This window comes from Gammaproteobacteria bacterium (genome assembly GCA_028817225.1).
In the GTDB taxonomy this organism is placed as follows: Bacteria; Pseudomonadota; Gammaproteobacteria; order Poriferisulfidales; family Oxydemutatoraceae; genus Oxydemutator.
On the sequence record JAPPQC010000033.1, the window covers coordinates 22,183 to 44,505 of the forward strand.

Annotated in this window: 21 protein-coding genes and 1 tRNA gene; 4 read left to right on the plus strand and 18 right to left on the minus strand. The window is 67.9% G+C overall.

Features of this window, described 5'->3' with window-relative positions; genetic code table 11:
• Positions 1-9: 9 nt before the first annotated feature.
• Genes gap through OXU50_04655 form a run of 4 tightly spaced genes read right to left on the minus strand, consistent with a single transcriptional unit; the run spans position 10 to position 5,399 of the window.
• Positions 10-1,023 (minus strand): type I glyceraldehyde-3-phosphate dehydrogenase, encoded by a 1,014-nt coding sequence (gap, locus tag OXU50_04640; protein ID MDD9869160.1) that lies wholly within the window; start codon positions 1,021-1,023, stop codon positions 10-12.
• Positions 1,020-3,077, minus strand: coding sequence for a transketolase (gene tkt / locus OXU50_04645; GenBank protein ID MDD9869161.1), 2,058 nt, complete (start codon positions 3,075-3,077; stop codon positions 1,020-1,022). Before tkt ends, gap begins: the two co-directional genes overlap by 4 nt.
• Before the next feature lie 40 nt (positions 3,078-3,117).
• Complete coding sequence (locus OXU50_04650) at positions 3,118-3,972, minus strand: HlyD family efflux transporter periplasmic adaptor subunit (protein ID MDD9869162.1); 855 nt, start codon at positions 3,970-3,972, stop codon at positions 3,118-3,120.
• Positions 3,969-5,399 carry a Do family serine endopeptidase gene (locus tag OXU50_04655; GenBank protein ID MDD9869163.1) on the minus strand — a complete coding sequence of 477 codons (1,431 nt, stop codon included), beginning with the start codon at positions 5,397-5,399 and terminating at the stop codon, positions 3,969-3,971. The genes OXU50_04650 and OXU50_04655 overlap by 4 nt, the downstream gene beginning before the upstream one ends.
• Positions 5,400-5,455: 56 nt before the next feature.
• On the opposite strand from OXU50_04655, the gene nadB reads away from it, so the two are divergent.
• Positions 5,456-7,099 (plus strand): L-aspartate oxidase, encoded by a 1,644-nt coding sequence (gene nadB, locus OXU50_04660; protein ID MDD9869164.1) that lies wholly within the window; start codon positions 5,456-5,458, stop codon positions 7,097-7,099.
• 105 nt (positions 7,100-7,204) lie between these two features.
• Here nadB and orn read toward each other — a convergent pair whose 3' ends face one another.
• Positions 7,205-7,759: an oligoribonuclease gene (gene orn, locus OXU50_04665; GenBank protein ID MDD9869165.1), complete on the minus strand. Its 555-nt coding sequence runs from the start codon at positions 7,757-7,759 to the stop codon at positions 7,205-7,207.
• Between orn and OXU50_04670 the strand changes: the two genes are divergently transcribed.
• A complete protein-coding gene (locus OXU50_04670) occupies positions 7,754-8,089 on the plus strand; it encodes a cytochrome c (GenBank protein MDD9869166.1) in 336 nt (111 codons plus the stop codon). The two genes, orn and OXU50_04670, sit on opposite strands and share 6 nt — an antisense overlap.
• Positions 8,090-8,101: 12 nt before the next feature.
• On the opposite strand, the gene OXU50_04675 is transcribed toward OXU50_04670, so the two are convergent.
• From OXU50_04675 to OXU50_04695, 5 genes are read right to left on the minus strand one after another with little or no spacing between them, the layout of a single operon-like run.
• Positions 8,102-9,370: a GspE/PulE family protein gene (locus OXU50_04675; GenBank protein MDD9869167.1), complete on the minus strand. Its 1,269-nt coding sequence runs from the start codon at positions 9,368-9,370 to the stop codon at positions 8,102-8,104.
• Between the two features lie 8 nt (positions 9,371-9,378).
• On the minus strand, positions 9,379-10,794 hold the full coding sequence (locus OXU50_04680; protein MDD9869168.1) for a hypothetical protein: 1,416 nt from the start codon (positions 10,792-10,794) through the stop codon (positions 9,379-9,381).
• A gap of 19 nt (positions 10,795-10,813) precedes the next feature.
• The gene (locus tag OXU50_04685; protein MDD9869169.1) at positions 10,814-11,221 is read right to left on the minus strand and encodes a hypothetical protein; all 408 of its coding nucleotides are present in this window, start codon (positions 11,219-11,221) and stop codon (positions 10,814-10,816) included.
• On the minus strand, positions 11,218-11,859 hold the full coding sequence (locus tag OXU50_04690) for a hypothetical protein (GenBank protein ID MDD9869170.1): 642 nt from the start codon (positions 11,857-11,859) through the stop codon (positions 11,218-11,220). The genes OXU50_04685 and OXU50_04690 overlap by 4 nt, the downstream gene beginning before the upstream one ends.
• A complete protein-coding gene (locus OXU50_04695) occupies positions 11,856-13,616 on the minus strand; it encodes a PilN domain-containing protein (GenBank protein MDD9869171.1) in 1,761 nt (586 codons plus the stop codon). Before OXU50_04695 ends, OXU50_04690 begins: the two co-directional genes overlap by 4 nt.
• Before the next feature lie 134 nt (positions 13,617-13,750).
• On the opposite strand from OXU50_04695, the gene OXU50_04700 reads away from it, so the two are divergent.
• Positions 13,751-13,837, plus strand: a tRNA-Leu gene (locus tag OXU50_04700).
• A gap of 30 nt (positions 13,838-13,867) precedes the next feature.
• On the opposite strand, the gene OXU50_04705 is transcribed toward OXU50_04700, so the two are convergent.
• The 8 genes from OXU50_04705 to OXU50_04740 all read right to left on the minus strand — a co-directional run bounded on the left by OXU50_04705 (position 13,868) and on the right by OXU50_04740 (position 21,386).
• Positions 13,868-14,092 (minus strand): hypothetical protein, encoded by a 225-nt coding sequence (locus OXU50_04705; protein ID MDD9869172.1) that lies wholly within the window; start codon positions 14,090-14,092, stop codon positions 13,868-13,870.
• 173 nt (positions 14,093-14,265) lie between these two features.
• Positions 14,266-14,817, minus strand: a complete 552-nt coding sequence (gene hpt / locus OXU50_04710; protein MDD9869173.1) for a hypoxanthine phosphoribosyltransferase — start codon at positions 14,815-14,817, stop codon at positions 14,266-14,268.
• 3 nt (positions 14,818-14,820) lie between these two features.
• Positions 14,821-15,660, minus strand: coding sequence for a hypothetical protein (locus OXU50_04715; protein ID MDD9869174.1), 840 nt, complete (start codon positions 15,658-15,660; stop codon positions 14,821-14,823).
• 110 nt (positions 15,661-15,770) lie between these two features.
• Positions 15,771-17,087 (minus strand): ribosome biogenesis GTPase Der, encoded by a 1,317-nt coding sequence (der, locus tag OXU50_04720; GenBank protein ID MDD9869175.1) that lies wholly within the window; start codon positions 17,085-17,087, stop codon positions 15,771-15,773.
• A gap of 148 nt (positions 17,088-17,235) precedes the next feature.
• Positions 17,236-18,423, minus strand: a complete 1,188-nt coding sequence (gene bamB, locus OXU50_04725; protein MDD9869176.1) for an outer membrane protein assembly factor BamB — start codon at positions 18,421-18,423, stop codon at positions 17,236-17,238.
• Entirely contained in the window at positions 18,420-19,241 is an 822-nt protein-coding gene (locus OXU50_04730; protein MDD9869177.1) for a tetratricopeptide repeat protein, read from the minus strand. Before OXU50_04730 ends, bamB begins: the two co-directional genes overlap by 4 nt.
• A 7-nt stretch (positions 19,242-19,248) precedes the next feature.
• Positions 19,249-20,520: a histidine--tRNA ligase gene (hisS, locus tag OXU50_04735; protein MDD9869178.1), complete on the minus strand. Its 1,272-nt coding sequence runs from the start codon at positions 20,518-20,520 to the stop codon at positions 19,249-19,251.
• Entirely contained in the window at positions 20,517-21,386 is an 870-nt protein-coding gene (locus OXU50_04740) for a helix-turn-helix domain-containing protein (protein MDD9869179.1), read from the minus strand. The genes hisS and OXU50_04740 overlap by 4 nt, the downstream gene beginning before the upstream one ends.
• 199 nt (positions 21,387-21,585) lie before the next feature.
• Between OXU50_04740 and yihA the strand changes: the two genes are divergently transcribed.
• Positions 21,586-22,206 (plus strand): ribosome biogenesis GTP-binding protein YihA/YsxC, encoded by a 621-nt coding sequence (gene yihA, locus OXU50_04745; protein MDD9869180.1) that lies wholly within the window; start codon positions 21,586-21,588, stop codon positions 22,204-22,206.
• Positions 22,207-22,323: the final 117 nt, after the last annotated feature.

A 22,323-nucleotide genomic window follows, 5' to 3' on the forward strand; every position in this document is an offset into this window, starting at 1 on the left:
GCGCGCCAATCACCCCGCCCGCATCAGCGCGACGGCGGCATCAATCATGCGGTTGGAATAACCCCATTCGTTGTCGTACCAGGCCGACACCTTGACCAGACGCCCCTCCATCACCTGCGTCAGCGTCGCGTCGTAGATCGCCGACGCCGGGTTGTGGTTGAAGTCGGCGGACACCAGCGGCACATCGCAATACTCGAGCAGCCCCTGCATCGCGCCGCCGGCGGCGGCGCGCATCGCCTCGTTGATCTCGTCGCCGCCGGTCGCGCGCGCGGCGGAGAAAGTCAGATCCACGACGGAGACATTGATGGTCGGCACCCGCACCGCGTAGCCGTGGAGTTTGCCGGCCAGTTCCGGCAGCACCAGCCCGACCGCCCTGGCCGCGCCGGTCTTCGTCGGCACCATGGACATCGTCGCCGAGCGCGCGCGCCGGATGTCCTTGTGGAACGAGTCAATCAGCACCTGGTCGTTGGTGTAGGCGTGTATCGTCGTGATCAGGCCGCGCTCGATGCCGACGGCCTCGTGCAGCACCTTCGCCACCGGCGCGAGGCAGTTGGTCGTGCACGATGCGTTCGAGACGACGGCGTGTTCGGGCTTGAGCGTCTTGTCGTTGACGCCGACGACGATGGTCGCGTCCACATCATCGCCGCCGGGCGCCGAAATCAGCACCTTGCGCGCGCCCGATTGCAGATGCAGCGCGGCCTGCGCGCGGTCGCGGAACCTGCCGGTGCATTCGCAGACGACATCCACGCCGAGTTCGCCCCACGGCAGTTTCAGCGGGTCGCGCTCGGAGAAAAACCGGATGGAATCGCCGTTGACGATGAAGCGGTCGCCTTCGGCGCGCAGGTCGGCGTTGAAGCGCCCGTGCGTGGTGTCGTAGCGCGTCAGGTGCAGCGCGGTGTCGATGCCCGCCGTCGCGTTGACCGCGACGACCTTCGCGTCGCCGCCGGCGTGGTTTTCATACAGCGCGCGCAGAATGCCGCGGCCAATGCGGCCATAGCCGTTGATGGCGATTTTCACCGTCATCCGGCGCCTCCCGCAGGCGTACCGGCGCCGCGCCCGGCCAGCGCCGCCGCCGCGCGCCGGATGTTTTCCGGCGTGAAGCCGAAATGCTCGAACACCTCGCCGCCGGGCGCCGACGCGCCGAATTCCTCGATGCCGACGACGCCGCCGTCCAGCCCGACATAGCGCCGCCACCAGTCGCCGCAGCCGGCCTCGACCGCCAGATGCGGCACGCCCGCCGGCAGCACGCGCTCGCGGTAGTCGCGCGGCTGGCGCTCGAAGCATTCGGCGCACGGCATCGAGACGACGCGCGCGCGGCGGCCCTCGCCGTGCAGCAAGTCGCGCGCCTGAAGCGCCAGCGAGACTTCCGAGCCGGTGGCGATGACGACGACCTCGGCGGCGCCGTCGCAATCGCGCAGCACATAGCCGCCGCGCCCGATGCCGGCGATTTGTTCGTCGTCGCGCTCGATGTGCGGCAGCGTCTGGCGCGAGAACACCAGCGCGCTCGGCCCCGCCGACTCGATCGCCGCGCGCCACGCCGCCGCCGACTCGACCGCGTCGCACGGGCGCCAGACATCAAGGCCCGGTATCAGCCGCAGCGCCGCCAGGTGCTCGACGGGCTGGTGCGTCGGCCCGTCCTCGCCGAGGCCGACGGAATCGTGGGTGTAGATGAAGAGGACGCGCTGCTTCATCAGCGCGGCCATGCGCACGGCGTTGCGCGCGTAGTCGGAAAAGGTCAGGAAGGTCGCGGCGTACGGAATCAGCCCGCCGTGCAGCGCGAGGCCCGACGAAACCGCCGACATCGCGAACTCGCGCACGCCGAAGTAGATGTAGTTGCCGTCGCCGCCGGCGGCGCTGACCGGCCTGCTGCCCGGCCACAGCGTGCCGTTGGAGCCTGCGAGGTCGGCGGAGCCGCCGATCAATTCCGGCAGTTTTTCGCTGAACGCGGCCAGCGTCTTCTGCGACGCCTTGCGCGTCGCCGTGTCTTCGGCGGCGGCGGCGGCGGCGGCGGTGAACGCGCGCGCGTGCGCGTCCCAGTCGTCCGGCAGGCGCCCTTCGGTGCAGCGCTCGAATTCGCGCGCAAGTGCGGGGTGCGCGCGCCGGTACTCTTCAAGCGTGTCGCGCCATTCGCGTTCCAGCGCGGCGCCGCGTTCGCGCGCGTCCCAGCCGCGGTAGATGTCGTCGGGCACCTCGAACGGCGGGTGCGGCCAGCCGAGCGTGTCGCGCGCGCGCGCGACTTCGTCGTCGCCGAGCGGCGCGCCGTGGCAGGATTCGGTGCCCTGCTTGCCGGGCGCGCCGTAGCCGATGACGGTCTTGCAGCAAATCAAACTGGGGCGCGCGCTGTCGGCGCGCGCGCTGTCGATGGCGCGGCGCACGCCGTCGGCGTCGTGCCCGTCCACATCGCGCTCGACATGCCAGCCGTACGCCTCAAAACGCCGCGGCGTGTCGTCGGTGAACCAGGCCCCGACGGGGCCGTCAATCGAGATGCCGTTGTCGTCGTAGAACACCACCAGTTTGCCGAGGCGCTGGGTGCCGGCCAGCGAGCAGGCCTCGTGCGAGACGCCCTCCATCAGGCAGCCGTCGCCGGTGAACACATAGGTGTGGTGGTTGATCAGGCTGAAGCCGTCGCGGTTGAAGCGGCGCGCGAGGACGCGCTCGGCCAGCGCCATGCCGACGGCGTTGGCAAGCCCCTGCCCGAGCGGGCCGGTGGTGGTCTCGACGCCGGTTGCCGGGTCGTATTCGGGGTGCCCCGGCGTTTTGGAATGCAACTGGCGAAAGCGCTTCAGTTCATCAAGCGGCATCGGGTAGCCGCACAGGTGCAGCAGCGAGTACAGCAGCATCGAGCCGTGGCCGTTTGACAGCACGAAACGGTCGCGGTCGAACCATAGCGGGTTGGCGGGGTTGTGCCTCAGGTAGTCGTTCCACAGCACTTCGGCGATGTCGGCCATGCCCATCGGCATACCGGGGTGGCCGGAGCGCGCGCGCTGCACCGCGTCCATGCTGAGCGCGCGGATGGCGTTGGCCAGTTGCCTGCGCGACGGTGCGCGCGACGGGCCGCTTGACGGTTGGGGCGGCATCAGGCGGGGCGGGCCGCGGGCGTCGTTCGGCGCGGCGCGGTCAATGGGCCGCCTCCGCGCCGGCGCCGCCGGGGGGCGTGAAGCGGGCGGTGCCGCTCATGCCGATGACGAGGCGGTCGTCGGCGTCCAGTATCCGCGCGACGGCGGCGAGGCTTTTGTCAACCGGGTCGGCCTCCGGCGCCAGGTGCTTGAGCCGCGCGCGGTAGTCGCGCCCGGCGATGCGGACATCGAACTCGTCGCCGACGGACAGCCATTGCAACCACGCCCACGGCAGCAGCAGGTGGAATTGCAGCGCCGTGTCTTCGGCGATCTCGACGACCGGCTTGTGCGCCGCGACTTCCTCGTGTTCGGCGGCGAACACCTTGACGACGCGGGCGTCGAAAGGCGCGGTGATCGCGCAGTACTTGACGCGCTCGCGCATGCGGTTGAGCGCGGCCAGCGCGGCCTCGGACTGCAACGCCGCCATTTCCGCCTGCTCTTCGGTGATCTCGCGGTTCTCGTAATCGCGTTTCTTCGTCTTGTGGTCGAGTTTGGCGAGTTGGAAGGCGATGCGCGCCTCCTCAAGCGATGCGCGCTCGACCGAGCAATCAAACTCGACCAGCATGTCGCCCTGCCGGTAGCGCTCGCCTTCCCTCGCGTGCAGCGCCGACACCGCCGCGTCCATGCGCGCGCCGAGGCGCACACGGCGCGCCGCGGCGACAATGCCGCTGCGCCGCCACGACAACGGCGCGGCCTTGGCCGACGGCGCGGTGGCGGTTGACGGCATGGCGGCCTGCGCCGGTGCTGTCGCTGTTGCGTTTGCCGGCGCGGATTCCTGCGCGGGCGCTGCGCCCGACGCCGCCAGCATCAGCGCGGCGGCGCAATGCGCCGCAAACTTGGCGGGCGACGGCGTCATTCCGGTATCCTGACCGCGAAAAAGCGCGATTGCTCGCCGCGCACGACGAGCAGCGTCGCAAACCGGCCCTTCGTCAGCGACTCGATGATGCCGGCCAGTTCCTCGACCGTGTCAAAGCGCTCGTTGTTCATCATCACCAGCACATCGTCGGCGGCGATGCCGGCTTCGCGCGCGGCGCCGGGGCCCGCGTCCTCGACCAGCAGGCCGCCGCCTTCCAGCCCCGGGCGCTCGCGTTCGGCGCCCGTCAGTTGGCGCAGTTGCAGGCCCAGCACCCGCTTGCCGTCGCCGCGCGGCGCGCCTTCGGCGAAACTTCCGGGCCGTTCGGGCAGTTCGCCGACGACCACCGGCAGCCGGATGCGCTTGCCGTCGCGCATGATCTCGACCTCGACCTCGCTGCCCGCCGGCGTGCGCCCGACCAGCGGCGTCAGCGACGACGACAGGCTGACTTCCTTGCCGTCGAAACGCAGCACCACATCGCCGGCCTCAAAGCCGGCCTCTTCCGCCGGGCTGCCCTTGATGACGCGCGAGACCAGCGCGCCGGTCGGCTTGTCGAGGCCGAACGATTCGGACAGCCCGCGCGTCACTTCCTGGATGTACACGCCGAGCCAGCCGCGCGACACCGAGCCTTTGTCTTTCAACTGGCCGACGACATCCACGACGAGGTCAATCGGAACCGCGAACGACAGGCCGCTGAAACTGCCGGTGCGGGTGTAAATCTGCGAATTGACGCCGACGACCTCGCCGTCGAGGTTGAACAGCGGCCCGCCCGAATTGCCGGGGTTGATGGCGACATCGGTCTGGATGAACGGCACATAATGCCCGAACGGCAGGCTGCGCCCCTTGGCGCTGACGATGCCGGCGGTGACCGAGTGCTCAAAGCCGAACGGCGCGCCGATGGCCAGCACCCACTGCCCGACCTTGACCTTGTCCGGCGCGCCGATGCGCACGGCGGGCAGGTCGTCGGCCTCTATCTTCAGCAGCGCGATGTCGCTGAGCGCGTCAAAGCCGACCAGTTCGGCGGTTATCTCGCGGCGGTCGCTCAGCTTGACGATGATCTCGTCCACATCCTTGACCACATGGTGGTTGGTGATGACATAGCCGTCTTCGGAAAGAATGAAGCCGGAGCCGATGGAAGCGTTCGGCGCCGGCGGCGGCGGCGGCGTGCCGCGCCCGAAAAACCGCTCCATGAATTCTTCCCACGGCATCCCGTGAGGGCCGCCGGGCGGGCCTTCTTCGTCGTCCATCGCCGGCGATTTTCTGACCGTGCTGATATTGACGACGGCGCCCGCCGCCGCCTCGGCCAACTCCGAGAAATCGGGCAGGCCGCGCAATTCGGCGGCGGCGCACGGCGACAGCGCAAGCCAGCACACCGGCAGCAGCCACCGGCGCACCCTCGCGGCGGACGGTTTCCCTCGACAGGCAGACATTGGGTACATGTTATCATCAAATGCCGCCGACAGGGCACCGACACAGGCAACTGACAATGCAAAACTCCGCGCCCGGCCACCGCCCGCCCGGCCCCCGTTCACCCGCTCCCCGTTCGCACTACGATGTGGTGATTGTCGGCGGCGGCGCCGCCGGCCTCAGCCTCGCGCTGGAACTGCCCGAAGATGCGTCGGTGTGCATCCTCACCAAGGGCGCGCTGTCGCAGAGCAGCACCTGGCACGCGCAGGGCGGCATCGCCGCCGCCGTCGGCGATTCCGACTCGGTCGCGGCCCACATCAGGGACACCGTGCGCGCCGGCTGCCGGCTGTGCGACGAGAGCGCCGTCGCCGGCATCATCGGCGGCGCGCCCGGCGCGATTGAGTGGCTTGAGAAGATGGGGGTTGAGTTCACACGCGAGCACCGCGGCGGCGGCGCGCTGCACCTGACGCGCGAGGGCGGCCACCTGCGGCGGCGCATCGTCCACAGCCGCGACACCACCGGGCGCTCGGTGCAGACGATACTCAGCGGCCACGCGCAGCGCAGGCGCAACATCGAGTTTCTGCACGGCCACATCGCGGTGGACCTGATTACATCGCGCAAGACGCGCGGCGAGGGCAACCGCTGCCTCGGCGTCTATGCGCTCGACACGCGGCGCGGCACGGTGGACGCCATCACCGCCGGCGGCGTCGCGCTGGCGAGCGGCGGCGCCGGCAAGGCCTACCTCTACACGACCAACCCCGACAGCGCCTCCGGCGACGGCATCGCGATGGCGTGGCGCGCCGGCTGCCGCGTCGCCAACATGGAGTTCATGCAGTTCCACCCGACCTGTCTTTATCATCCGCAGGCCAAGTCGTTTTTGATCAGCGAGACGCTGCGGGGCGAGGGCGCGCGGCTGACGCTGCCCGACGGCCCGGAGTTCATGCACCGCTTCGACGCGCGCGGCGTGCTGGCGCCGCGCGATGTCATCGCGCGCGCGATTGACCACGAAATCAAGCGGCTCGGACTGGAGTATGTGCACCTCGACATCTCGCACAAACCGGAGGCTTTTGTGCGCGAGCGTTTTCCGGAGATACGCAGGCATTGCCTTGAATTCGGCTTTGATTTGGCGCGCGGCCCGCTGCCGGTGGTGCCGGCGGTGCACTACACCTGCGGCGGCGTCGTCGCCGGCGCCGACGGGCGCACCGACCTCGACGCGCTCTACGCCATCGGCGAAACCGCGCACACCGGGCTGCACGGCGCCAACCGCCTCGCCAGCAACTCGCTGCTGGAATGCATCGTCTGCGGGCGGCGCGCGGCGCAAGCGATGGCACACGATCTGGCCGCGGCGCGCGGCGCGCCGGCGGCGCCGGCGTGGGATGAAAGCCGCGTCACCCCGTCGGACGAGGAAGTCGTCGTCGCGCACGGCTGGCACGAGGTGCGGCGCGTGATGTGGAATTATGTCGGCATCGTCCGCAGCACGCGCCGCCTGCAACGCGCCAGAAAACACATTGAACTGCTGCTGGAGGAAGCCGACGAATACTACCGCCGCCACCGCATCACCGGCGACCTGGTTGAATACCGCAACCTGGCGCAAACCGCGCACCTGATCGTCGTCTCGGCCCTGTCCCGAAAGGAAAGCCGCGGCCTGCACTATGTCAAGGATTACCCGGAAACCGACGCGGCGCTGGATTACCGCGCGACGGTGCTGACGCCGCCTTCATAAAAAATTTTGACTTGGTCCCGGCTTGGTCCCGGCTTCGCCCCTGTTTGGCTTCCTGCCTGGCTTTGACTTGGTCCCGACTTGGTCCCAAGCCCGCACAGTGCGCCTTCAGGCCGTGCCCAGGCGGAGGAAGTGGCGGCGGTAGTGTTTCAGTTCCTCTACGGAGCCGCGGATGTCGCTCAAGGCGCGGTGGCTGGCGCTGGTGTCTTTGCGCGCGGTGATTTCGGGTCTCCAGCGTTTTGCCAGTTCCTTGATGGTGCTGACATCGAGGTTGCGGTAGTGGAAGAAACTTTCGAGGTCGGGCATCAGGCGCGCCAGAAAACGCCGGTCCTGGCAGATGCTGTTGCCGCACATCGGCGATTTGCCGCGCACGGCGTGGCGTTTCAGGAAGTCGAGCGTGCGGCTTTCGGCCTCGGCGCAGTCCACGCGGCTTGCGCGCACTTCATCCACGAGGCCGGATGCGGTATGATGTTCGGCATTCCAGCGGTCCATGCCGTCCAGAACCGCGTCCGGCTGGTGTATCACCAGCGCCGGGCCTTCGACGGGATTTCCAAGGTGTTTGTCGGTAACCAGCGTCGCAATTTCGAGAATGACATCGGTGGCCGGGTCCAGCCCCGACATCTCAAGGTCTATCCACACCAGGTTGAATTCATCAACTTGCATAGGCGCTATTCTATCGGAAAAACCGGAAAACGCCGGTTTCGGTTTGCTGCGGCCATCGCGCTGCTGGCGCTGTCGGCGCACACCGGCGCCGGCGAGCACCGCGGCGCGCCCGCGCACTACCGGGCGGCGTGCGTCGAGTGCCACGCGCAGATGGTCGGCGGCAACGGCGAACTGCTGTACACCCGCCCCGACCGCCTCGCGCGCAGCCGCGCCGAACTGCGCGACCGCATCGCCTACTGCCAGCGGCAACTGGAATTGCGCTGGAGCGATGCACAAATCCGGGAAACCGCCGACTACCTGAACGAACGCTTTTATCATTATCCGGACTGAACCGGCACGACATCAGGTCAGCACGCGCACATATTCCGCAGGGCTGATGACGCCTTCGCGCAGCAATTTCAGGCCGGCCTCTTCCAGGCTGCACAAGCGGCGTTCGTTGACCTGCTGCGTCACTTTTGCGGGCGCCGCGCTGTAACCGGAGACGGCGCGGCGCAGGTCCTCGTCCATCATCACCATTTCATAGATCGCGCGGCGGCCCGCATGGCCGGTGTGGTGGCAGTGCGCGCAGCCGCGTCCGTGGTGCAGTTGCGCCGCGCCGAGCGCCGGCGGCAGCGGCGGCAGCGCCTGCGCCGGACACGGTTCGCGGCAGCGCGGGCAGATGGCGCGCACCAGGCGCTGCGACACCACCAGCGTCAGCGCCGCGCCGACCAGGTATTCCGGCAGGCCGATGTTGACCAGCCGCGTGATTGTGCCGGCGACGCTTGCGGTGTGCAGCGTGCTCATCACGAGATGGCCCGTCAGCCCGGCCTTCATCGCGATGTCGGCGGTTTCAAGGTCGCGTATCTCGCCGACCAGGATGACCTCCGGGTCCTGGCGCAGGAACGCGCGCAGCGCGTCGGCGAAACCGAGGCCGATGCTTTCGCGCACCTCGACCTGGTTGATGCCCTCGATGCGCCGCTCCACCGGGTCTTCCGCCGTCAGGATGTTGATGCCTTCGCCATTGAATTCGCCACTGAGTTCGCCACTGAGTTCGCCATTGAGTTCGCGCAGCGCCGCGTACAGCGTGGTCGTCTTGCCGCTGCCGGTCGGGCCGGTTACCAGTATCATGCCCTGGCTCATCCGCAGCGCGCGCCGGAACAGCGCGAGTTCGCCGCCGCCCATGCCGAGGCGGTCGAGCGCCGAGTCGAAGCCGCCGCTGTCGAGAAGGCGCAGCACGATGCGCTCGCCCGAAATCAGCGGCACCGCCGAGACGCGGACATCGGCGGCGCCGTGCTCGCACGCGAACGAAAAGCGCCCGTCCTGCGGCAGGCGGTGTTCGGCGATGTCCAGCCCCGCCAGCAATTTGATGCGGGTTGAGACGCTGGTGTATTCATTGAACAGGAAGGCGCCGGTCTCGATGCGGCGCAAAACGCCGTCGAGACGGTAGCGCAGGCGCGCGCAACGCTCGTACTTTTCAAGGTGCGCGTCGCTCGCGCCGAAGGCGACGGCCTGGCGCAGCATCTGCTCGACAAACACCACCGCCGACGCCTGCCCGGTCAGCGCAAGACGCCGCGCGGCGGGCGCCGCGCCGTTGGCCAGGTGCTTCACTGCACCCTTCGCCGAACCGTTCATTGCACCCTTCACTGCACAATCTCCGGCAGGATGAACACCAGCAACTCGCGCACATCGTGCTCGGCGGCGCTGTGCCGGAACAGGCCGCCGAGCAGCGGCAGGCTGCCGGCCAGCGGCACGCGGTTAACCGAATCCACCCGCGTGTCGAGGCGGATGCCGCCGATGACGACCATGTCGCCGTCGGCGACCAGCAGGCGGCTTGCGATTTCGCGGCGCGTGATGGGCGGGTTTTGCAGGCGCGTGTCCACCGTGTCCTTGTTGATCTTGACATCCAGCATCAGGTGTTCGTCGCCGATGACGGTCGGCGTCACCGCAAGGCGCAAACCGGCCTGCTTGAATTCGGTGCGCGTGCCGTCCTGCGAAACCGTCTGGTACGGCACCTCGTCGCCCTGAAAGATGACCGCCGGCTGCTTGTCCAGCGTGAACACGCGCGGATTGGAGATGATGCGGCTCTTGCCTTCGTTCTCAAGCGCCGTCAGTTCCAGCCGGATGCGCGGCTTGCCGAAACGCAGGCCGAGACCGGCGGCGGCGCCCGCCACCGGCAGATTGACGAACGGGCCGCCGTTGTCGCCGCCGCCGCCACCGCCGCTGCCGCGGAAGACGATGCCCTGCTCGCGGCCAAGGCGGACGCCGAGGCTGCGTTCAAAGTCTTCGCCGGCCTCGACGATGAACGCCTCGATCAGCACCTGGCGGTGGCGCGTATCCACTTCCCGAATCAGCGACGCGGCGAGCGCGATGTCGCGCTGCGCGCCCTTGACGACCAGCGAATGACTGCGTTCGTCGGCGACGACGACGGCGCGCGCCTGCCGCTTGTCCGCGCCATCCTGCTGCAACAGCGCGTCCAGCAGCGGCTTGACTTCGCCGGGGCTTGAAAAATTGAGCCGGAACAACTCGACCTGCTTGCGCCCGCCGGGCGCGGCGGTGTCGCCGGGCGCCGCGCCGCGCCGGTGCACGCGAATCAGCCGCCCGTGCGGCGGCTCGCTCAGCGCGAGGCCGTGCAGCCCGGCGGCGAGCGCCAGCGCGTCGCGCCAGCCGATGGCGTCGAGGCGCAGGCTGAGCGGCGCCTTGATGCCGGCGTCGGCGACGATGTTGTAGCCCGTCGCCTGCGACAACATGCGCGCAAAAACCGGCAGCGGCACGCGCTCAAGGCGCAGCAGCAGCGGCGTTGACGAAGATGCGGAAACCGGCGACGCCGGCAGTATCGTCACGCGCGCGGCGGCGTCCTTGCAGCAGGCGCGCGCCGGTGCGTTGCCTGTCGTCGGCGCGGCGCCGTGCTCGCGTGCGAATGCTTCCTCGGTGATCAGGTGCTGCGTGGACGCGGAGTCCAGCGCAGGCACAGCGTCCGGCAGCGGCGCGCAGGCGGCTGTCAGGCAGGCGGTGCAGATGCCGGGCAGCGCAAACCGCAGGGCAGATTGTCGAATCAATTGCATCATCGCACCCGGCTCAAAATACATTTGGCAAACGGCGTTCGCCGGAAGCGGTGCGGACATAGACGCCGTCGGCGGTGATTCTGACCACCTCGACGCTGTCGCGGCCAATGGAATCGCCCGCGCGAACCACGCGGAAATCGCCCGCAGGCGTGCGCAACGCGGCCAGCGCGCCAGCGCGCGATGTGTCGCGGGCCGTGCCGGGCGCGCTTTTCGGGCCGCGCTGCGGAGCATTCTGCATTATCAAAATGCCGTGCACTTCGTAATCGTCCACGGCGTAACCGCGCAATGAACCCGAACCCGCCGCTTCATCGCCGGCGGCAAAAGGGTCGCGCGCAGGCTGCGCCCATGCAGTCAGGAAGATGCAGGCCAGCAGCGCGGCGACAACCGGGCGCACCGTGTTGATCCACGCCGTGTTCATCATTGTTCCGCCCCCTGTTGCGCGCCCTCTTCCATCCCGTTGAAACGATAGAACGAGAGTTTCACATCGGCGGACAAGCCGCCGTTGTCGCCGGCGTTGTCATTGTCGCCGGTGTCGCGCATCAGGCGTTCGCCTGCGACATGCACAATCACCGGGCGGTACGACGCCAGCGCGCGTTTGAACGCAAGGTAGTTGAAATAGCCGCCTTTCAGTTTCCAGGCCGTTTGCGCGTGCAGAAACAGCGGCCCCGGCGGGCGTTCGGCGGCGCGCCACGCACCGGCGCCGTCCATGCCGACGACGCTCAGGCCGTAGCGCCGCGCAAGGCGGCTCAGGTCGCGGTGCACGCGGCGCAGCGGCGCCTCGCCGCGCAAATCGCGCAGCACCGACAAACCCGAACGCCGCAGCGCGTCGGCGGATGCCGCCGTGTCGTGCACGCGACGGTGCGCCGCGGCGATGCGCCCGGTCAATTCCGGTATGCCGGCGGCCTGCGCGCGCGCCTGCTCGTTGGCCAGCGCCGCCGGATAGATGAAGCCGAAGAAATAAACCGACAGCGCCGCCGCGCAAACCACGGACGACAGCAGCGGCGGCGTCAGCAGGGCGCGCACGGCGGGCGGAACGGCAATGGCGCGCAGCCGCTTCATGCCGCCTCCGCGCCGGTGTGCAGGCGGCATTCCAGTTCAAACCTTTTCTCGGGCCGCCCCGCCGCGTCGGTGCCGCCGGGGGTGACGCCGCCGACGATGACGCGGCTGACGCCGTGCGCCTGTTCCAGCGTCTCGGCGAAGGCGGCGATTCGTTCATATGAAGGCGCGAAGCCCGTCAGCCGGCACACTTGCGGCGAGATGCAGTCGAGCCGTTCAAGGCGCAGGCCGGCGGACACCGCGCCGCCGAGGGTTTCGAGCAACGCCGGGATGTCTTTCTGGCGCTTGAACAATGCGTCCGCGGCTTCCACCACGCGGCGCCAGTGCGCGAGACGGCGTTCGGCCTCTTCCAGCGCGTTGGCGTGGCGCCGGTGTTCGGCGGCGAGGGCCGCATGGCGCTGCGTGTGCGCGGCAAGCGCCTCGTTTTGCGAGCGCAGTTCCGTCTGCCATATCGCAAGCGCGAACGCCAGCATCACCGAGACCGCGCAATGGACGGCGGCGGTGCGGTAATCCGGCGCCTCGCGCACGATGAAGCCCGACGGCGCCGTGTGCGGCGGCGCGCGCCGGAACCGCGGGCGCGGCGGCGGCAGTTGCCAGTGCGCGAGCGCGAAGGCGCGGCTCATGTCGTGGGCGGGCGCGGCGCTGTCGGTGGCGATGGGGGTGAAGTGTGTTTCCGGCAGCAGGTTTTGCAGCAGTTTCAGGCGGGTGTGCAGTGCTTGGTCGCTGAGGGGGAAAAAGACTTCTATGGTGTTTTTGGCGGTGTCTTCAATGGAGTCTCCGGCGGCACCTTCAATGATGTCTCCGGCGGTGCCTTCAATGGTGTCTCCGGCGGCGCCTTCAATGGTGCCTCCGGCAGTGCCTTCAATGGGGTCTCCGGCGGCGCCTTCGGTAGCGCCTTCAATGGCGTTCCCGGTGATGCCTTCAATCGTGCTCGCGGCAGCGTCTTTGATGGCACTTTCGGTGACGCCTTCAATAGTGTCTTCGGCAACACCTTCAATCGCGCTTTCCGCAACACTGTCAATGACATCTCCGGCGGCGGGCACAAACCCTTCGCGTCGGCGCAGCGGCGCGGCGAGATTTGCGAGCGCCGGGTTGAGCGCGGTTGCATCCGCGTTTTCGTCGAGTATGCAGGCGCGGTCGAAGGCGGTGACTTCAATCGGGGCGACATCAAACTCGCAACTTGAGAAGCGCGCGATGTAGGCGTCGCACTCGTCCAGCACCAGAAAACGGCGCGGCGATTCGGCGCGGCGCGCGGCGTAGTAATAATCGAGGCAGGCAAGCCCCGCGACGCGCAGTTGCAAACCGGCGGCGGCGAACAAATCGCGGCAGAAGGCGACATCCTCCTTCGGCGCCGCCGTCAGCAGCAGCGAGACGCGCCCATCGGCGCCGCGCGAAAGAACCTGCCAGCCCAGATTGTGCGTGCCCGAAGTCACGCCGAAATGCCGCCGCCACAACTGCGGGCTTGCGGTGATGCGCCGTATCTCGCGCATCTTCATCGGCGGCAGCGCAACCACCTCCGCCCTGCCGCGGCTGTACGGCAATGTCGCCACGCAGCCGCCGCGACGCAAACCGGCGCTCGCCGACAACCCGGCCAGCGCCCTGGCGCATTCGCCGGCGTGCGCGCGCATCTCGTCCCAGTCGGCGTAACCGAGCGCGGCGCGCGCCGACGCCGTCACGCGCCTGCTGCGCCGGTCAATCCGCACAACGCGAACCGTCGCCGGCGACAGCGCGACGCCAATACTGTCTTCCGTTGGTGCCATCGCATCAAACCTCCGGCACGCACTTTGGGGCAAAGTCAAGGGGTGCGGGGCGCCAACCCGACAAACGGCCCCAAACAACCGACGAATGACGAATGGGCGCCCGCAGGCGCGCTGCGGCTATAATACCGGCCCGTGCCGAGGTGGCGGAATCGGAAGACGCGCCGGACTCAAAATCCGGTGGGGTAACACCCGTGTGGGTTCAAGTCCCACCCTCGGTACCAGGTTTGCGGGCTTTTGCGCCGGAAGGCGGGCTATTTCTCGTCCAGAATGGACTGCAAGATTTCCGGGGTCAGGCCGCGCCGCTGCGCGCTGCGGCTGATTTCCTGCATTGTTTCCCGAAGTGATTTTCCGGATTCTGTCGCATCACGCAGGCGCAAATTGATAAGCAAGTCCATCTTGCGCCGCTCACTGTCAGAAGCCGAGCGGTAAATGCTGGCCACATCTGAATCAACTGACACGGTTATTTTGTCTGTCACTTCTGTTTCTCCAAATTCAAGCGGTTCCAAACAGTAATGATAGCACTGTTGCCGAATCAAGCACATCCGGAGGCAGCCTTTTTCATCAGTATGCCGACGGCTTGGCAGACAAATAAACATGCTGGCAATCGAGGATTGTCTTGCGCCATCTTGTTCTCCGATACTTATACAGGCTAACTTGACACTTCACAGGCCGGCAGCACCCCGATAAACGGCAGTTCGCGGTAACGCTCGTTGTAATCCATGCCGTAGCCGACGACGAAACGGTCGGGGATGGTGAAGCCGGTGTAGTCGGCGTGTGCCTGGGTTTTGCGGCGGGCGGGTTTGTCGAGCAGTGTGCAGACGCGCAGGGACGCGGCTTGCGGGGTGAAGTGGGCGCGCAGCCAGCGCAGTGACAAGCCGGTGTCTATGATGTCTTCAATCAGCACGATGTGGCGGCCCCGGCAGTCGGCGCGCGGCGCGCTTTCAAGCGTGATTTGTCCGCCGGTTTCGCCACCCTTGTAACTGGCGAGGCGGATGAAGTCGCATTGTACTTCGGTTTCGAGGCGGCGGACGAGGTCGGCCATGAACACCCATGCGCCGGTCAGCACGCCGATGAACAGCGGTGTCTCAACATCGCGCAGGTCGCGCGACAGGTCGGCGGCGAGTTCGGCGACGCGCGCCTCAATCTGCGCGGCGGTGAACAGACATTCGATTGAATCTGCCGCCGTCATGTTCCGCCACACCAATCACTCCGCCGCCAGCACATCCAGGATAATCCGCGTAACGATATGGTCTCTTGTGCCGCGCCGGTGTTGTCTCTCGTGTTCGGCGGTGTTGGAGACGAACGACTTTTTCAGCGGCCACACATCCGACACCTGAAACAGCGCGCACGCCTCGATGCCGACCAGTTCGGCGGCGCCGAACACTGCGGCGCCTTCCATCTCGACGCCGACGCAGCCGTGCTTGCCTGTCATCCAGTCGAGATGCGGAAACTGCATCACAAAACTGTCCACGCTGGCGACGGCGCCGCGGTGCAACGCCGGCCCGGATTGCGCGCAATGCGCCTGCGCCACCGACGCGGTGCGTTGCAACAGGCCGGCGGCGGGCGCGGCGGCGGTGAAGAAGCGGTCCGGCAGGCCGGTTTGCGCGCTGAGATAGCGCGAGAAGCCGTCGCCGCGCAGCATCGTGTCGGGCAGCAGCAGGTCGCCGATGTTCATCGCCGGACTGAAGCCGCCGGCGGAGCCGGTCAGCATCAGTTTTTCGCACGGCGTGCAGCCGAACGCGACGACGGCGTCGCCGATGCGCGGCGCGCCCATGCCGGAGCAGAACAGCGTCATCGCCTCGCCGCGGTGCTGCATGTCCCACAGCACGCCGTCCACCAGCGTTTCCACCCGCTCGACGCAATGCCTGAAAATCTCGGCGCCCCAAATCGGCGACGCGATGACCTTGCGCCGGATGCGCCCGGGTTCGCAGTGCAGCAGCGCCCGGACAAGGTCGCCGGGGGCGACGCCGTAGTCGTCCAGACGCAGCGCGGCGGGCAGACTGCCCGCGTTGCTTGCGTTGCCTGCGTTGCCTGCGTTGCCCACATTGCCCGCGTTGCTTGCGCTGCCCGCGTTGCCTACGCGGTGCGCTTTGTCCGCGTTGCCTGCATTACCCGCATTGCCCGCGCTGCCCGCATTGCCCGCATTGCCCACCATCACAAATGCCGTCCTCGCGGCGCGTACGGGTTTGGCGCCGCGTGAAATTCCAGCGAGACCGGCGTGCCGGTCAGGCGCAGTTGCTTTCGCAGGTACGACGCAAGATAACGCTTGTAATCCTGCGACAGGCGCTCGACGCGACTGCCGTGAATGACGAAGTGCGGCGGGTGGCTGCCGCCCTGGTGCATGTAACGCAGTTTGATGGCGCCGCGCGCCGCCGGCGGCGGATGGCGCGACAGCGCGGCTTGCAGCAGGCGGTTGCATTCGGGCGTCGGCACGCGCACCGCCGCCTTGTCCCAGGCCGACACGGCGGCGCGCAGCAGCCCGGAAAGCCCGCGCCGGTGCAGCGCCGACACGCGGCGCACTTCAATATAGTCGAGAAAGCGCAGCCGGGTGTCCACGCTGCGGCGCACCTCGTTGTTGTCGCCGCCGACCAGGTCCCACTTGTTGAGCGCGATGACCAGCGCCCGCCCCTGCTCAATCACGCGCGCCGCAAGGCTGGCGTCCTGGTCGGTTACGCCCTCGCCGGCGTCGCAAATCAGCACCGCGACATCGGCGGAGAAGATGTTTTCAAGCGCCTTGAGCACGCTGAGCTTCTCGTCGCCGTCGCCGGTGCGGGCGCGGCGGCGCACGCCGGCGGTGTCCACCAGCGTCAGCGCGCGGCCCGCGAAGGTGAAGGGCGTCTCGATGCTGTCGCGCGTCGTGCCCGGTTCGTCGCAGGTAACAAGGCGCTCGTCGCCCAGCAGATGGTTGACCAGCGTGGATTTGCCGACATTGGGCCGCCCCAGAAAAGTGATGCGCACGCCGCGCCGCCCGGCGCCGCAGGCTTCACCCCACTGTTCAAGCAGGTTGCCCAGCAGCGGCGCGATGCCGCGGTTGCTGAGCGCCGCCGTGCAGTAACCGGGCGCGATGCCGAGCGGCGAGAATTCGGCGGCGGCGGCGGCGCGGTCGCGCCCGTCGGTCTTGTTGACGACAAGCCACAGCGGTTTGCCGGACTTGCGAAGTTCGGCGGCGAGCAGTTCGTCGCCGGCGTTGAGGCCGTCGGCGGCGCTGACCACGAGGCAGACGAGGTCGGCCTCGGCGATGGCGCAGCGCGTCTGCGCCTCGACCCATTCGCCGACGGCGGCGGCCTCGCCGGCAAGGCCGCCGGTGTCCACCAGCAGCAAGCCGCGCGAGTCGCGCCGGACAACGCCGTAATGACGGTCGCGCGTGAAGCCCGGGGTTTCAGAGACGATGGCCGCGCGGCTTTTCGTCAGCGCGTTGAACAAGGTGGATTTGCCGACATTGGGCCGGCCCACCAGTGCGATTTTCCGCATCGGCTGTCTTCAATCAGCGCGCAGCGGCGCGCCCGGCGGTGCACCGGACGCCTGAAGGCGCGGCGGTTTGTGCGATTTTTTCATCGGCCCGTCAATCAATGCGTTGTCAGTGCGTTGTCGGCGCGTCAAGCGGCGTGCAGGCGGCGCGTCAGCGCTCCGCTTTGCGTACGCCGGCGATGGCGACGACGGACAAATCGCCGCCGCGGTCGAGCACCGCGACTTTGCGGCGGCCCGCGGCCAGCGGCGCCGCCAGCGCCGACGACGCCACATCGGTGCGCTCCAGCAGCGCGCCGCTCTTGCGCGAAAGCCAGTACAGATCACCGCGCTCGCTGCCGACGACAACCAGCGAGCCGATGCGCAGCGGCGCGCTCAGCCCGCTCTTCAGCAGTTCGCCGTTGCTCCACAACTGGCGCCCGCTGAAACGGTCGAACGCGACGACGCGGTTGTCCACGGTGACGACATACACATTGTCCTCGTCCACATCCAGGCCGGCGTACGACGAGGCGTCCACCGTCCACAGCAGTTTGCCGCGCTTGACATCCACCGCAATCATCCGCCCCTGGTAGGCGGCGGCGTAGAAGAAGTCGCCGCGCACCACCATGCGCCCGTCCACATCCACGATGCGGTCGAGGTCGCTGCCGCCGATGCTGATGCCGAGTTTCATCTCCTGCACGATGCGCCCGTTGTTCAGGTTCATCAGCAGCAGGCGCCCGTTGTCGAGGCCGACGAACACGATGTCGCGGTAGAAAACCGGCGTGCTCATGCCTTTCAGCGTAAGCGACGGCAGCGCCTCGCGGTATTTCCAGCGGGTTCTGCCGGTGCTCGCGGTCAGCGTGAAGATGCCGCCGTCGGCGGTGCGCACGACGACGGCGCCGCGGTGGCTCGCCGAGATGGCGGTGATTTCCTCGCCGAAGCGCCGCCGCCAGGCTTCGTCGCCGGATTCGGCGTCAAGCGCGATGACTTCCCCTTCCACCGTGCCGACCAGCACGAGGTCGCCGCCGCCGCCGACGCCGAAACTCGCCGCCACATCGAGTTTCTTCCGCCATATCGTGCCGCCGTCGGACGCGGCGAAGGCGGTGACGCGGCCCTTGACATCGCAGGTGTAGATGCGCTCGTCGCCGACCAGCGGCAGCAGCGCGGCATCATCACCGCGCGAGCGCGCGCCGGCGGACTCCGACCACGCGGTCTCGATGACAAGACGCGAGGGAACTTCGGTCAGGTAGCCGTCGTCGTCGCCGCCAATCCATTCGCCGACTTTCTGGACGCTGCCGCAAGCGCACAGAAACGGAACAAGAACGAAGACCAGGCGGCGCGCCGACGCCGAAACGGCGTTCACGGGGCGGTGTCCGGCGCGCCGGTCGCAGGCGGCTGGGCCGGCGGCTCGGCGGGCGGCGGCTGCGCGGGTGGCTGTGCAGGCGGCGGCTGGGTCGCGGGCTGCTGAGCCGATGGCTGGGCCGGCGGCGGCTGCACAGGCGGCGGACTGACGCCCGACGGCGCCGGCGCCTCTTCCTCGTCCGGCGTGACGCCGAGCGTCTGCAACTTCATGTCGAGAAAGCCGTAGTTGTCGGGCAGTTTCGACAGCGATTCGCGGTAGGCCGCGATGGCGGCGTTTCTCTGCCCCAATGTGATCATGGCGTCGCCGTTGGCTTCGGCGGCGAGCGCCTCGACGCCGCGCGGGAAACTGAACTGCTCCATGATGGCGGCGGCGGCCTGCGCGTCGCCGGACTCCAGCAGCACCCGCATCAGCCGCACCTGCGCGAGCGCGCGCAGGCCGTCCTGGTCGGTGTGCTCGATGGCCCAGCGCAGTTGCTCCACGGCCTCGAACAAATCGTCTTCGGCGACGCCCAGTTTGGCCATGCTGAGCGCGCCGAGCGCCGGGTACGGCGTGCCCGCGTAGTTGTCGCGCAAGTCGTTGAACAGGCGCTCGCTTTCGGTGCGGTTTTCATCCCCGACCTGGGCCAGCAGCGCGACATACAGGCCGGAGGCCTCGCGCGTGGTCATCTGCCGGTTGTAGTCCCACGCCTTCCAGCCGCCGGCGGCGAACAGGCCGATCAGCGCGCTGGCGACAAAATACTTGCCGTTCTCGTACCACCATGCCTTCAGCGAATCGAGCGATTCGTCGCGCGCCGGGCCGGGTTTTTTCGGGGCCGCCATCAGCGCGTCACGAGGCCAGGTGGTTTTCGATGCACGCCGGCACCTCGCCCAGCGGCTTGCGCTGCTGCGGGAGGTCGCCGCGCATGTCCTTGACGGTGGCGACGCCGTCGCGCACCTCGTCGTCGCCGACAATCAGCGCGAGTTTTGAGTCCGACTTGCCGGCGCGGCGCATCTGCGCCTTGACGCTGCCGCCGCCGCAGTTGACGACAAACCGCAGGTGCGGCATGCGGTTTCGCAACTGCCCGGCAAGGCGGTGAACCTCGCGCCGCGCGTCGTCGCCGACGACCACCGCATAGACATCAAGGCCGGCGGGCGCGTGCGTTTGCGGGCGCGCCAGCAGCGCGATGCGGTCAATGCCGAAGGCGCAGCCGGCGGCGGGCGTGGCGCGCCCGCCGAGGCGCTCGACCAGCCCGTCGTAGCGCCCGCCGGCGCACACCGTGGACTGCGAGCCGCCGCCGGGCACGACCCATTCAAACACCGTCTTTGTGTAGTAGTCCAGTCCGCGCACCAGCAGCGGGTCCGGCGTGAAGGCGATGCCGAGGTCGCCCAGCATCTGTTGCAGCGATTCGTGGTGGGCGCGCGATTCGTCGTCAAGGTAATCGTCGAGGCGCGGCGCCTGCTCAATGACCTTGCGCGTGTCCGGGTTCTTGCTGTCGAGGACGCGCAGCGGGTTGTCGTGCATGCGCGCGCGCGCGTCGGCGTCGAGGTCGCGCGCGCGCGATTCAAGGTAGGCAACCAGCGCGGCGCGGTGTTCGCGGCGGCTTTGTTCGGTGCCGAGCGAGTTGAGTTTCAGTTGCAGGCCGCCGATGCCGAGACGCCGCCACACGCGGTCGCACAGCGCGATGATTTCGGCGTCGGCGTCGGGCGTTTCAACGCCGAAGATTTCGGCGCCGGCCTGGAAGAACTGGCGGCGGCGGCCTTTCTGCGGGCGTTCGTGGCGGAAGAACGGGCCGCCATACCACAGGCGGCGCTGGCTGTTCAGCAGGCCGTGTTCCAGCGCGGCGCGCACGCAGCCGGCGGTGCCTTCGGGGCGCAGCGTCAGCGATTCGCCGTTGCGGTCCTCGAATGTGTACATTTCCTTTTGCACGATGTCGGTGGCGCCGCCGATGGAGCGCGCGAACAACTCGGTCTTCTCCAGCAGCGGCAGGCGGATTTCGTCGTAGCCGAACGCGCGGAAGGTGTCGGTGCACGCGGCCTCGATCGCCGTCAGCGACGCGCTTTCAGCGGGCAGCGCGTCGGTCATGCCGCGCACGGATTGCAGGGCGTTCATCGCGTTCATTCGGTCTCCGGTATCTCCTCGAGATGGAAAAAGGCGGTGTTGTTGAAGTTGTTGATGTGGGGCGCCAGGTTGTATTCGGCGCCGTCGAACCACAGGCGGATGCCGCGCGCGTCGCCGAGCGCGAAATACATCGGCAGCAGCAGGCTGTCGAAGTGGTTTTCGTAGCCGACCGGGACGATGCGGTGTATCACCTTGTTGCGGTCGCCGTCGTGTATCAGCACCCAACTTCTCATGTTGGCGGTGATGGTCATCGAGACATATTCCATTTCCTCGGCGGGCGGCGGCGGCTCGGCGCCGTCTTCTTGCGCCTGCGTGTTTTCGGCGGCGTCGCGCCCGGCCTGCTGCTCGACCTCGTCTTGCAGCCTGCCGATGGCCTCGGCGCCGTCGCTCCATTCATCCGGCTCGGCGGGTTCGGTTTGCCCCTGCTGCACGGCGCCGGTCGCCGGGGCGTTGGCGGCGTCGGTCTGCGCGCCGAGTTTCATCATGTTTTCCTCCCACCAGATGAACACCAGCGCGGCGATGACGATGAACACGACGATGGAACCCCAGATGCGCGTCAACTGCTGGACGCGCTCGTTGACGACGGCGTCCGCCGAGGTGGACTCGGACAGCGGCTCACCGCGGGCCACCGCCATGTCCGGGTTGAGGCCGAGCACGGGTTCGTAGTCCACATCGAGGAAGGTGCAGTAGGCGCGGATGTAGCCGCGCACATAAACCAGTTCCGGCAGTTCTTCGTAGTCGTCCTTTTCAAGGTTGACAATGGTGGAGACGGGCAGGTTCAGGACATGGGCGATTTCCTCGACGGAAATTCCGCGCTTTTCCCTTTCGTATTTGAGGTATTGTCCTGGCTTGGCTTTTTCGGTCATGGCTCGGTTCCGGGCCGGCAAATCCGGTTCAACCGCCTATTTTACCAACAAATTGCGGGGTATGGGGGGTGGGCGCGGGGCGGCGTGCCGGGCGGCGGCGGGACAATGAAATCTGCGGCTGCAACCCGCTGCGGTTCGACTCCGGCATGTGCCGGCGTGCGGGACGGCGATGAGACATGCGCCCGGCGCGGGTTATAGAATGGCGCAAATGGATGCGGCCACGCCCAGAACACCGGACAACTTTTTTCGCGCCACGCGCTACATCGGCTGCGCGACAACGCCGCGCGCGTGCCCCGCCGACGACGGCGCCGAGGTGGTCTTCGCCGGGCGCTCCAACGCCGGCAAGTCGAGCGCAATCAACGCCATCTGCGACCGCCGCAATCTCGCCCGCACCAGCAAGACGCCCGGACGCACGCGCGCCCTTCATTTCTTCGAGGTCGCCCCCGGCCTGCGCATCGTGGACCTGCCCGGCTACGGCTACGCCCGCGTCGCCGCCGGCCTCCGGCAAGACTGGGCGGCCTGGATTACACGCTACTTTGAAACGCGCCGGAGTTTGCGCGGCGCCGTCATCGTCATGGACGCACGCCGCCCGCTGACCGCGCAGGATGAACAGGCCGTTGACTACCTGCGGGAACTGCCGCTGCATATCCTGCTCACCAAGAGCGACAAACTGAAACGCGCCGAAGCGGATGCCGTATTGCGCGATGTGCAAAGCGCGCTGACCGGCGCCGGCATTTCAGTGCAGACCTTTTCAACACTGGAAAAACACGGCCTTGGGGAGGCGCGTGTGAAACTGGCCGGGTGGTTGGGGGGCGGGTGATTGTGGCGGCTGCCGCGTTTGTCCGGCTTACACCGCCGCCAAATTCAACCACCCGCGCCAGATGATGATTGCTTTGCCTTTTGTTTTCTGTCCCGCTCTTTCTTCCATTTCTGGACA

What these genes read in the sequence shown, in the direction of transcription:
- OXU50_04740 (MDD9869179.1), bottom strand. Translation starts at nt 21,386, where the DNA reads ATGACCGAAAAAGCCAAGCCAGGACAATACCTCAAATACGAAAGGGAA.
- nadB (MDD9869164.1), top strand. Translation starts at nt 5,456, where the DNA reads ATGCAAAACTCCGCGCCCGGCCACCGCCCGCCCGGCCCCCGTTCACCC.
- yihA (MDD9869180.1), top strand. Translation starts at nt 21,586, where the DNA reads ATGGCGCAAATGGATGCGGCCACGCCCAGAACACCGGACAACTTTTTT.
- OXU50_04685 (MDD9869169.1), bottom strand. Translation starts at nt 11,221, where the DNA reads ATGATGAACACGGCGTGGATCAACACGGTGCGCCCGGTTGTCGCCGCG.
- tkt (MDD9869161.1), bottom strand. Translation starts at nt 3,077, where the DNA reads ATGCCGCCCCAACCGTCAAGCGGCCCGTCGCGCGCACCGTCGCGCAGG.
- OXU50_04675 (MDD9869167.1), bottom strand. Translation starts at nt 9,370, where the DNA reads ATGAACGGTTCGGCGAAGGGTGCAGTGAAGCACCTGGCCAACGGCGCG.
- OXU50_04650 (MDD9869162.1), bottom strand. Translation starts at nt 3,972, where the DNA reads ATGACGCCGTCGCCCGCCAAGTTTGCGGCGCATTGCGCCGCCGCGCTG.
- orn (MDD9869165.1), bottom strand. Translation starts at nt 7,759, where the DNA reads ATGCAAGTTGATGAATTCAACCTGGTGTGGATAGACCTTGAGATGTCG.
- gap (MDD9869160.1), bottom strand. Translation starts at nt 1,023, where the DNA reads ATGACGGTGAAAATCGCCATCAACGGCTATGGCCGCATTGGCCGCGGC.
- OXU50_04690 (MDD9869170.1), bottom strand. Translation starts at nt 11,859, where the DNA reads ATGAAGCGGCTGCGCGCCATTGCCGTTCCGCCCGCCGTGCGCGCCCTG.
- OXU50_04730 (MDD9869177.1), bottom strand. Translation starts at nt 19,241, where the DNA reads ATGGCGGCCCCGAAAAAACCCGGCCCGGCGCGCGACGAATCGCTCGAT.
- hisS (MDD9869178.1), bottom strand. Translation starts at nt 20,520, where the DNA reads ATGAACGCGATGAACGCCCTGCAATCCGTGCGCGGCATGACCGACGCG.
- der (MDD9869175.1), bottom strand. Translation starts at nt 17,087, where the DNA reads ATGCGGAAAATCGCACTGGTGGGCCGGCCCAATGTCGGCAAATCCACC.
- OXU50_04655 (MDD9869163.1), bottom strand. Translation starts at nt 5,399, where the DNA reads ATGTCTGCCTGTCGAGGGAAACCGTCCGCCGCGAGGGTGCGCCGGTGG.
- OXU50_04695 (MDD9869171.1), bottom strand. Translation starts at nt 13,616, where the DNA reads ATGGCACCAACGGAAGACAGTATTGGCGTCGCGCTGTCGCCGGCGACG.